This is a genomic window from Flagellimonas lutaonensis (genome assembly GCF_000963865.1).
Taxonomy (GTDB): domain Bacteria; phylum Bacteroidota; class Bacteroidia; order Flavobacteriales; family Flavobacteriaceae; genus Flagellimonas_A; species Flagellimonas_A lutaonensis.
In genome coordinates, this window is sequence record NZ_CP011071.1 from 1,781,035 (window position 1) to 1,791,816 (window position 10,782).

Consider the following 10,782-nt stretch of genomic DNA (forward strand, 5'->3'; position numbering starts at 1 on the left):
TTATTTACGTTGCAAAAGTAAGGCTGAAACCAGCGAAATGATAAATCCGATCACGAAAACGGTCATTCCCATGACAATAAATGTAAAGAGAGGATTCATGAACATTTCTTTCTGTGCCTCAAGTTCGGCAACCTTGGCTTCATATTCGGCAGTGGGCAATGTAGATTTCATTTGTTCGATGGAATGGTTGTAGTAGTCATCCATAAAACCGGGATTCAGATATTCCACATAAATAATGTCTAAAATTCCGAAGATGAGGGCTGTGATCACACTGATGAGCACCCCAATCGTGAGAGCTTTTTTGAAACTGATTTTTCCTCCGTTCTGCTTATCGCGAAAGTGTTTGATTCCAAAATACACGAAGCTTAGCGAAACCACCATGGAGGCATAACCGATGACTTCTTTGGTGCTGTAATCAAGATTGTCACCGGCAAACCAACCCAATAGGGATAATAGGCAAATAGTCAGGGCGCCATAGACCCCGTACCGAATTATTGTTTTTTTCATATTCAAACCTTTTTGTTTGTGGCCAAAATATGGTGCATGGCGTAAAAACCGCTCATACTAAAGTACCAAAAAGCAGGTACTTTGGCATAAAACCCCTTTAGCCGCCAATGAGGTGCAGTTCCTTTGCCTTTTGCACGGCTTGGGTACGGCGTTTTGCATCCAATTTTACCAAAAGATTTGAAACATGGGTCTTGATGGTACTTTCAGAGACGAATAGCTTTTCGCCAATTTCCCGATTTGAAAGCCCGTTTGAAATTTCGAGCAATACCTCATACTCGCGTTCGCTGATACCCAATTCCTTCATTTTTCTTGAATTTATCTCTTGGCTTTTTCTTGGGATGGATTTACTGCTCTTTTGGTTGATATAAAAACCAAGCCCCAAAAAAACAACGGCCACAATGGCGATAATGAACTCAATGGAAGTATCACCCGCAATAAAAGTGTATTTGCTCAACTGAAAGAGTGCGAGCAGGGCTATGATGAGCGCCGAAAAGACAAAGATGGTTTTCTTCACACTTTAAAATTAACAAAATCTGTCCTTGATTTTGTCAACAATGGTCTGTGCCAGTTTTTCTTTGCTCTCAACGGTCCAGCCCGCTACATGGGGCGTCATGAGCACATTGGGGGCCTTTCGCAGATATTTGAAAGCCTTTGGTTTCTTGGCATGCCAATTTTCAAATGATTTCTTTTCGTACTCAAGAACATCGAGTGCGGCACCGAGCACTTTGCCCGATTTCAACGCTTTTACCAAGTCTTCGGTGACGACACATTTGCCACGGGCGGTGTTCAACAACCAAAAGGGTTTGTGAAAGGCCTCAATAAATTCGGTGTTGACCATGCCCGTGGTCAGTTCGGTCTCTGGTACGTGCAGGCTTACCACGTCAGCCTTTTGTCGAAACTCTAAAATGCCTACCTGACGGGCATTGTCATCGCCAACACCCCCAACGATATCATAGCAGATGACCTCAACATCAAAGCCCTGAAGTTTTTTTGCAAAGGCCCTGCCCATATTGCCGTAGCCAATGATACCAACGGTCTTTCCATCAAGTTCTGCCCCTCGGTTGCCCTCACGGTCCCAAATACCTTTTCGTACCTCGCGATGGGCCTTTGTCAGGTTGTTCATCAAAGACAGCAGCATGCCCAAGGTATGTTCGCCCACGGCGTTGCGGTTTCCCTCGGGTGCATTGGCCAAGAAAATATCTTTCTGTTTTGCATAGCCCACATCAATATTTTCCATACCAGCACCGACGCGGCCTATGAACTTTAGGCTATGGGCCTTATCAAGAAACTGTTGGTCAATGGTAAATCGGCTTCTGATGACAATGCCATCGTATTCATGTATTTTCGCTTCGATTTCTTCTTTGGAGGAGGAATAATCTTCATGGTTCTCAAAACCCAGTTCGGCTAATTGCGCGATAAGCAATGGATGGTTGGTGTCTAGATGTAGGACTTTCATATTTTCGGATAGACCTTTTTGGTTTTTTCGTGTTCTACGTTTCCGGTATGCGCCGTGGTCAGTTTTTCAAAAAGCAAGACATGCACCTCTTCATCATTTTTGGTCATCGGGTTGTGCTCAACGCCCTTGGGCACCACAATAATCTCACCTTCCCTAACCACCTCGGTACGGTCACGGAACTGCATGTACAACGTGCCTTTAATGACCTGAAAAAGCTCATCTTCATGTGCATGTGCATGCCAGACAAACGCACCTTTTAACTTGGCCAACAATACCTGCATGTCATCAACAACCGCTATTTGGTGGGGATGCCACTGCGCTTCAAACTCGGCATGTTTCTTTTTTAAGTTGATGGGTTTCATGAAAGGAAGATTTTGATTTATATGCCCAAAATCAATTTGGCGATCCAGAAATAGATAAGGATGCCAAAGATATCATTGCTTGTGGTAATGAAGGGGCCGGTTGCAATGGCCGGATCTATATTTCTTTTATGCAAGAAAAGCGGTATAAAGGTACCTACCAATCCTGCCACCACGATTACGACCACCAGCGAAAGTGAAATGGCCACTGCTGTGTTGAAAGTGCCTTTCCATACCCAGGTGAAAAGCAACAACAACACCGCCAATATGAGTCCGTTCAAAAGGGCCAAGAGCATTTCTTTTACCAAGCGGTTCCCGATGCTTCCCTTTAAATCGTCATTGGCCAGGCCCTGTACGATGATTGCGCTCGATTGTACGCCCACATTGCCCGCCATGGCAGCTATCAAAGGGGTAAAGAAAAACAATATGGCATGTTGGCTGATCATCTCTTCGAAGCCGCCCATGATGGCCGCGGCACCCAAGCCGCCCAATAGCCCGAGTATCAACCAGGGCAGGCGTGCACGGGTCAATTCCCAGATGCTGTCATCAGCTTCGACATCTTGAGATATACCGGCTGCCATCTGATAGTCTTTATCGGCTTCCTCTTTGATGACATCGACGATGTCGTCAATGGTGATTCGCCCTACAAGACGGCCTATTTCATCTACAACCGGAATGGCTTCCAAGTCATACTTCTGCATGATTTTGGCCACTTCTTCGGGCTTCTCGTTAACGTTGACAGAATCTACTTTTGGGATATAGATATCACGAATGTGTGTCTTTGTAGATGCGGTCAAAAGGTCTTTTAGAGAAAGTCGCCCTTTGAGCTTTCCTTCGTCATCGACCACATATATGGAGTGTACCCTAGTAACATTTTCGGCCTGTTTGCGCATTTCGCCTACGCAATTGAGCACTGTCCAGTTCTCATTGACCTTCACCAATTCTTTGGCCATCAAGCCACCGGCAGAATTCTCGTCATAACGAAGAAGGTCGACAATGTCTTTAGCGTGTTCGCGGTCTTCAATTTCAGAGATGACCTCTTGCACGATTTCTTTGGGCAGCTCGCCCACGATATCGGCGGCATCATCGGTGTCGAGCTCTTCGAGCTCTTCGGCAATCTCTTTGGCAGACAGATTGTTCAAGACGGCCTCACGAACATCCTCATCCATTTCGGTCAAGACATCAGAGGTCGTTTCACTATCCAGTAGTTTGATAAGATAGGTGGCCTCTTCTACACTCAACTCGTTGGCAATCTCTGCCACGTCGGCATAGTGGAACTCTTGCATCATTGACCGCAGTTCTTGGGTGTCGTTGTCTGCAATCAGTTGCTTGATCTGCTCTAAAAGCTCGTCTGTGAGTTTAAATGGGGTCATTGCCTATCTTCTTCACCAGTGCCAAAAATTCAGCTACCGATAGCTGTTCCGGGCGCCGGTCAAAGATAGCATCTTCTTTGAGAATATCAGGGAGCCCCAGACTTTTAAGGCTGTTTCGAAGGGTTTTTCTCCGTTGGTTAAAAGCCATTTTGACCACTTTAAAAAAAAGTTGCTTGTCAAAGTCAGGCTGGGGCCCATTTTTGCGGACCAAGCGAATTACGCCCGACTCGACTTTCGGCGGTGGTTTAAAAACGTGCGGCGGCACGGTGAACAGGTATTCGGTTTCATAGAAAACCTGGGTCAAAACCGATATGATACCGTAGGTCTTATTGCCTTCACTGGCGCAGATGCGCTGTGCCACTTCTTTTTGGAACATTCCGGTAAACTCAGGAACCTGGTGCCGCATCTCCAGTGTTTTGAAAACTATTTGGGTGGAAATGTTGTACGGAAAGTTGCCGGTAATGGCAAAGGGCTCGTTGCCGAACAATTTTGAAAGGTCGAAGTTTAAAAAGTCGCCCTGTACAATGGTGAGGCCCTTGCCATCTCTTAGTACTGGGGCATACTGCCTTTGAAAGTCGTTTTTTAGATATGCTATGGATTCCACATCAAGATCCATGGCCACCAACCCGATATCCTTTTCAATAAGGTATTTGGTAAGTACCCCTGTGCCGGGCCCGATTTCAAGTACCTGATGGTAACCCTTAAACGAAAGGGTATCGGCAATTCTTTTGGCGATTGCCTCATCTTTGAGAAAATGCTGGCCCAAGTGTTTCTTGGCCTTTACAAAGGTTTTTCTTGGGCTTTTGCTCACAATGCTCGTGTTGTGTCTATTACTAATTGAGACTGTCGATATATACCCAAGCCATTAACCCTGATCTCAGTTCGGCCTTGATTCGGGTGGTTTTGAATTGTTCCTCATATTCGTCTAAATGAAAAAGGTCAACAAACGAAATGTTGTAGAGGGTTCCCTCCAACTTGTGGACAGGATTGTTTGATTGGACGGCAAAAGGGGCATCGAATCCCTGTTTTTCGACTAATTTAAATCCTTTGAGAATGTCTTTTTTTCCAGTAATCTTCCTCCCCAAGACTTGCAGTTGCCGTTCGTTTGTTTGCAGGTCACTATAGCAGAAATAATGCTGTGTACATTTCATTTTTGTTGTTCGTTTATAAGCTCGAGTTCTGTTCTAAAGGCCACAAATTTATCAGCAAACCTTTTAATGCCCTCGTTGCGCAGACGTTCGGCATCTTCTTCGTAGTATCGCACCAAGGTTTCTCTGTCTAGGGCCGTGTATTGCACCGAATAGGTGGTGCCGCCCATTTCTTCTTCGACCATGACCCGGCACATTTTTGCTGAAATGAATTTTCCGGTCGACAGCATATCAGGAATATGCTCGTCACGCATCCAATCGAGCCATTGGTCGTGTACGCTGTCGTCAATATTGATGGTTACGTTGTAGATATACATTCCAAAATTATTAACCGATGGGGGAAGGGTCAGTTAATGGAATCGCCTCGTAAAATACGAAAATTTTTGCGTGCCCGGGGAAAATAATAGCTGTCTTGGTAGCCGTAAATGATCTTTTCGTAATGGAACTTTGCTTTTTCGGGGTCGTCCAATTTTTTTCGGTAGAGCTCGGCGAGCGCAAAATGGGCATCATCGGCAAGAATATCCTGTCCATAGAACTCCACGATTTTCTGATAGTTAAAACGGGCCTTGTCGAATTGCCCACGTTTTTCGTACAGTTCGGCCTGTTTCATCAAGGCCTCATCCTCTATTTTTTCACCCTTGTGGTTCTGAAGAATATCTTCAAGGGCCTCGATGGCCTTTGTTGTCTTGTTCTGGTATGCCAACAAATCGGCGTGGGCATATTTTTTTAGGGCGGTCTGGGTAGAATCTTCAAGAGAATTGTCAGAAATCAGCAAACTGAGCTGCATCGCATCGTTGGCAATCAGCTGCGAGGTAGAGCCTCTGAGCACTTTAAGTTGTGTGTGTGCCCAATCAAAATCACCTTTGTAAAAACTGGTCTGGGCCACCTTAAAACGGGCCTCTTGCCCCAACACGTCGTTTTTTAAGCTTTTTTGTACCTGCGTAAAATAAATGAGGGCCTCGTTGAACCGTTGGTCGAAAACCAAGATATCGCCCAAGGCCAATTTTAGATAGGCTTCCTGAAATCTGCCCATGGGTGTTTTAAGGCTTTTTTTGAGGATGTCGATGGCGGGCTTTGGGTTTTCACGGTTAAAGGTCAGAAAATTGGCATAGGCAATCTGAAGCTCCAAAGTCTCATTTCGGTATCCATAAAAATCGAGCAGTTCTTGATACCGTTTTTCAATGGCATCATATTCTTTTTCGGTGGCGGAGGCCAAATCGATCTTGATCAAGTTCAATTCGGCATTTAACTTGGCCGCAGGGTCATTGGCGTTCTTTAAGATGAAACCATACATTTCCTTGGCCGACTCAAAATCTTCTTCCTTAAATGCCATACTGGCCACATATTGAAGCCTTTCTACTGATTGGGCCTCTGAGCGCTTGAAAATGGCCCGTTCTTGTGCAAATGCATTCTTGAATTGCCGTTGCTGTATAAAGAGCCAGCTCAATAGCTCGTTCCAAAGCACATCTGGATTTTTCTGGGCATTCTTCAACAACAATTTTCGTAGTATGAGGTTGTTCCCGTCTTGCGGATTCTCGGAAACAAAGTTGTCGATGTAGCGCAGTACATTGGCCCGTGATGACTTGCCTTCGCTGATGAGTTTCAGATAGTACTCGAACATTTTACCGATCTCGCCCTTTTCCCCATAGATGCGGGCCAGTTGAAAGTCGTAGTTGAGGTCGGGCTTCAGTTCCATGGCCCGTGAAAAAGCTTGAATGGCCTCATCCAATAGGGCGTATTTCTGAAACCGCGAACCTATGCTGTAGCCAAAATTGGGATTTTCCTCTATTTTTTCAATAGCTTTTTGATAGTATTCTTGCGCCTTTTCAGGCTGGTCTTGTAACGTATAATTGTAACCTAGCTCGATCAAGAAGGTAGGAAACGCATAGGGTTCTTGAACCTTCTCCAACAAAAATTGTTCGGCTTCCGCGAAACGCTCCAATTGCTGGTAACAGGCCACCAACCCTTCTGAATAGTCGGTTCTTCGTGGATTTTGCTTTACCAACTTCTCGTAGAAGGCCACGGCCTTGTCGTAATCACCATCGTTGAAATATTGCTTGGCAAGAAAATCTTCCTGTGCCATTAGTGACGATTGGAATACAAAACACGAAATTAGAAGTATGAAAAACCGCATATTCAAAGATAACGGAGAATGCGGCTGTTTTGTGTTAACTGATTCTGAAAAACTTCTCATTCGATGGATGAAAACCCGCAATACGGTACCAACACCTCTGGAATTTTGATGCCGGCATCGGTCTGGTAGTTTTCCAAAATTCCGGCCAACAGACGGGGCAGGGCCAAGGCACTTCCGTTCAAGGTATGGGCCAGTTGGTTTTTGCCATTTTTGTCTTTATAGCGCAACTTTAGACGGTTGGCCTGGTAGGCCTCAAAGTTGGAGACCGAACTGATTTCGAGCCAACGGTCTTGCGCGGTCGAGAACACTTCAAAATCGTAGGTGAGGGCCGAGGTAAAGCCAAGGTCGCCCCCGCAAAGCCTCAAAATACGGTAGGGCAGTTGTAGCTCGTTCAGAAGGGTTTTGACGTGTTCTACCATTTCGTTCAGGGCCTTGTACGAATTATCGGGATGCTCTACCCGCACAATCTCCACCTTATCAAACTGGTGCAGACGGTTGAGGCCGCGCACATGTGCGCCATAACTACCGGCCTCTCTTCTAAAACAGGGGGTATAGCCGGTAAGTTTGACCGGAAAATCGGTTTCAGCCAAAATCTCATCGCGCAGCATGTTGGTAATGGGCACCTCGGCAGTGGGTATCAGATACAGGTCGTCACGTTTTATATGGTACATCTGCCCCTCTTTGTCGGGCAATTGACCCGTGCCAAAGCCCGAGGCTTCGTTGACCAACAGCGGTGGTTGTACCTCTAAATAGCCTGCTTCGGTGTTCTTGTCTAAAAAGTACGATATCAGGGCCCGTTGCAGTTTGGCCCCTTTTCCTTTGTAAATGGGAAAACCAGAACCGGTGACCTTGACACCGAGCTCAAAATCGATTAGGCCATATTTTTTGGCCAACTCCCAATGGGGGAGCGCATTGTCTGAAAGTTGTGGCACCTCACCGGCCCTGAACACCTCTTCGTTATCCTCTTCTGAATTTCCGGCCGGTACCGATTCATGGGGAATGTTCGGAATCTGGTACAGCATCCTATCCAGCTCATCAGTGGTATCATTCAGTTCGTCGGCAAGTAGTTTGGCCGTTTCCTTCAGTTCAGTGGTTTTTTCCTTCAGCACATTGGCTTTATCGGCCTTGCCCGATTTGTAGAGCATGCCGATTTCTTTTGACAGCTTGTTCGATTCGGCCAACGTATTGTCAAGTTCGGCTTGCAGGCCCCGTCTTTTCTCATCTAAGAGCAGCACGCCGTTCAGCATGGCCTTGGCATCGATGTTTCGTTTGGTGAGCGCCTCTACCAACGCATCTTTGTTTTCTCGAATTCTCTGTAGCTGTAGCATGTTCAAGATTTTGCTGCGGCAAATTTACTCAATAATTGAGATTAATATGCCCCTAATGCTTGCATCTAAATATAATCTTGAAATACCTTTCAATGCTTAGCGGGTTTGGTGATGAAGTTTATTGCAAAGTCGAACAGGGGGCAAAGAATTATTGCCATTGCGACGGTAAAATCCACTCGTTGTGTGCAAAATGTTTCCAGGGCACACTGGCGAGGTCAACCTTTGGGTCGATAAAGGGTCTGAACTTGTGTTGGTTCACCCTGACCCTATTATCTACATATACTGCCACATCTTCTCCCTTTTCAGCATAAAATCTTTTCAAGTATTGGGCAAACTGCCAGGTAAAGTCAGGGTAGCAGGCCACCTTTCTGCCTTGCTTTTTGGTCACGTGGTCGTTGATGTCGACCACGGTAATTTTGCCCGTTTCTTTGTTGACCACCCGAACGGTGAGTATGCCGGATCGACTGCGAAGCATCATGCGCCAGCTCAATCGATGGCCCTCTTCTGTCCACAGCACATCATCTTTGAAGAAATGATGCCGGAGCGGAAGTGCAATTTGTACTGAAAAATAAGCGGCCAAGATGCCCAATACAAGCTGATGGTTTTTTGGCTTCGGAATGGCGGTTGGAATGATGACCTCCTTTTTCCGTAGAAAGATCTTCCGTATGGTCTGTGGCTCAAAAAAGAATACCGTAAAGGCTAGGGAGAGATACGGAAAGATACCGATGCGAAAAATGTAACTGTTGAACAGGTGAAAGAATATCGAAAAGGCAAAGGCCCACTTTCGGGTCGGTTTCCAGAGCAGGGCGGGCACGATCAGCAAATCGAACAAAATGCCGAAAATGGCCACGCACCAGTGCAGCCACCTTTGCTGCAAGAGATTGCCGATCAAAAAATAGTCTTTTTTGCTGCGCATCAAAATCTCGATGATGCTGAGATCCAGCCAATTGGCATAGCATTTGGCCACTGAGGCGTAGGTGTAAACGATAAAGAGTTGCACGATAATGATCCATCGAACATAATTGTGCATCACGTTTGAATGGATTCGGGGGTTCAGCCGTGCATCGAACGACGCATCTTTATGGGCGGGTAAAAAGGCCATGATATACGCCAACAGCATCAAAAGGTAGTAGTGGTTGTTGTACGAGGTTTTCTGCATTAGGTAAACGGCCGTCCACATAATCGCAAAGGCAAAGGCGCTGAAACGGTATTTGTAGCCGATCATGATCAAGAGCCCCAGCGTGCCCATAATGGCAAAATAGATGTACATGCCATTGCCGGGCAGCGGTTGCAGCCATTCAAACCCGATGAAGTTAAAGGTGAACTGGGGTTCGACAAGGGTTTTTTTCACCCAACCTGTGGCTATGGCCCCGTAACATTCGGCAGCCACCAAGAAACCATAGAATACCCTGAATACCACCAAGGCGGCATTGTCTATGGGCTTAAAAAGAAACTGTTTCAGCACGGGTTATGCGATTAGTTTAAGGGCGGTCTCCTTATCTTTTTGTAGCTGTACCCTCAATTGTTCGACCGAGTCAAATTTATGTTCATCGCGAATGCGGTCGAGAATGTCGATTTGAAGCTTTTGTCCGTACAGGTCGCCCTCAAAGTCGAAGAAGTGCACCTCAATGTTCTTGGGTTTTCCATCCGCCTCTTCTTCGGCCACAGTTGGGTTGCGCCCGATGTTCATCATGCCATGTACTTGCTGGCCATCAATAGTGCTGCGCACTACGTACGAACCACTTTTCGGAATCAACTTGTAGGTCTCTTCAACCACTAAATTTGCCGTTGGAAAGCCCAATTGGCGCCCCAATTCCTTGCCTTTTTGAACCGTGCCCGTGATCATGAAATCATAGCCCAGATATTTATTGGCAGTGGCCACATCGCCCGCTAAGAGGCACTTTCGAATTTTGGTGGAACTGACCGATACATCGTCGATTTCTTGTGCGGGAATCTCCTCCACCTCAAAATCAAGTGCCGCGCCAAAGGCCCGAAGATCGTTGATGTTGGCATTTCGGTTGCGGCCAAAACGGTGGTCATAGCCGATGACCACTTTTTTGGCTTTAAGGCCGTTGACCAAAATGTCGCGAACAAAATCAGTGGCCGACAGCCGCGAAAACTCTTTGGTGAAGGGGTGAACAATCAGGTAATCGAGCCCCATTTGTGAAAGGATCCGCGATTTTTCCTCAAGGGTGTTCAACAGCTTTATGTTGGCATCTTTCTGAAGTACCATTCGGGGGTGTGGAAAGAAGGTAAGCACCGTCGATTTGAGACTTGATTCTTTGGCACTGTTTATGAGGCGTTCCAGTATCTTGCGGTGGCCAATGTGCACACCGTCAAAGGTGCCGATGGTTATAATGGTTTGGTGCGATTTGTCGAAATTAGAAATACCTTTGACTGTTTCCACGGAACAAAAGAAATAAAAAGGCTTACTTTTAAAGACGTTTTATGCCCCTTTTTTGCATGAAAGCTAAGTT

12 protein-coding genes are annotated in these 10,782 nt (G+C 46.1%); all 12 read right to left on the reverse strand.

The features are described 5' to 3' along the window. Positions 1-507, reverse strand: a complete 507-nt coding sequence (locus VC82_RS08310) for a DUF4199 domain-containing protein (RefSeq protein WP_045801961.1) — start codon at positions 505-507, stop codon at positions 1-3. 97 nt (positions 508-604) lie between these two features. Next, the gene (locus VC82_RS15900; protein ID WP_045801962.1) at positions 605-1,021 is read right to left on the reverse strand and encodes a response regulator transcription factor; all 417 of its coding nucleotides are present in this window, start codon (positions 1,019-1,021) and stop codon (positions 605-607) included. 9 nt (positions 1,022-1,030) lie between these two features. Continuing rightward, on the reverse strand, positions 1,031-1,963 hold the full coding sequence (locus VC82_RS08320) for a 2-hydroxyacid dehydrogenase (protein WP_045801963.1): 933 nt from the start codon (positions 1,961-1,963) through the stop codon (positions 1,031-1,033). Then, complete coding sequence (locus VC82_RS08325; RefSeq protein ID WP_045801964.1) at positions 1,960-2,325, reverse strand: cupin domain-containing protein; 366 nt, start codon at positions 2,323-2,325, stop codon at positions 1,960-1,962. Before VC82_RS08325 ends, VC82_RS08320 begins: the two co-directional genes overlap by 4 nt. Before the next feature lie 17 nt (positions 2,326-2,342). Continuing rightward, entirely contained in the window at positions 2,343-3,695 is a 1,353-nt protein-coding gene (gene mgtE / locus VC82_RS08330; RefSeq protein WP_045801965.1) for a magnesium transporter, read from the reverse strand. Then, positions 3,682-4,506: a 16S rRNA (adenine(1518)-N(6)/adenine(1519)-N(6))-dimethyltransferase RsmA gene (gene rsmA / locus VC82_RS08335; protein ID WP_245615863.1), complete on the reverse strand. Its 825-nt coding sequence runs from the start codon at positions 4,504-4,506 to the stop codon at positions 3,682-3,684. The genes mgtE and rsmA overlap by 14 nt, the downstream gene beginning before the upstream one ends. A 22-nt stretch (positions 4,507-4,528) precedes the next feature. Next, on the reverse strand, positions 4,529-4,846 hold the full coding sequence (locus VC82_RS08340) for a gamma-glutamylcyclotransferase family protein (protein ID WP_045801967.1): 318 nt from the start codon (positions 4,844-4,846) through the stop codon (positions 4,529-4,531). Beyond that, the gene (locus VC82_RS08345; protein WP_045801968.1) at positions 4,843-5,160 is read right to left on the reverse strand and encodes a DUF4286 family protein; all 318 of its coding nucleotides are present in this window, start codon (positions 5,158-5,160) and stop codon (positions 4,843-4,845) included. Before VC82_RS08345 ends, VC82_RS08340 begins: the two co-directional genes overlap by 4 nt. 29 nt (positions 5,161-5,189) lie before the next feature. Continuing rightward, positions 5,190-6,926 carry a tetratricopeptide repeat protein gene (locus tag VC82_RS08350; protein ID WP_245615864.1) on the reverse strand — a complete coding sequence of 579 codons (1,737 nt, stop codon included), beginning with the start codon at positions 6,924-6,926 and terminating at the stop codon, positions 5,190-5,192. Positions 6,927-7,033: 107 nt separating this feature from the next. After that, positions 7,034-8,305, reverse strand: coding sequence for a serine--tRNA ligase (gene serS / locus VC82_RS08355; protein ID WP_045801970.1), 1,272 nt, complete (start codon positions 8,303-8,305; stop codon positions 7,034-7,036). Between the two features lie 148 nt (positions 8,306-8,453). Beyond that, a complete protein-coding gene (locus VC82_RS08360) occupies positions 8,454-9,770 on the reverse strand; it encodes an HTTM domain-containing protein (protein ID WP_045801971.1) in 1,317 nt (438 codons plus the stop codon). 3 nt (positions 9,771-9,773) lie between these two features. Beyond that, complete coding sequence (locus tag VC82_RS08365; RefSeq protein WP_045801972.1) at positions 9,774-10,712, reverse strand: bifunctional riboflavin kinase/FAD synthetase; 939 nt, start codon at positions 10,710-10,712, stop codon at positions 9,774-9,776. Between the last annotated feature and the right edge of the window lie 70 nt (positions 10,713-10,782).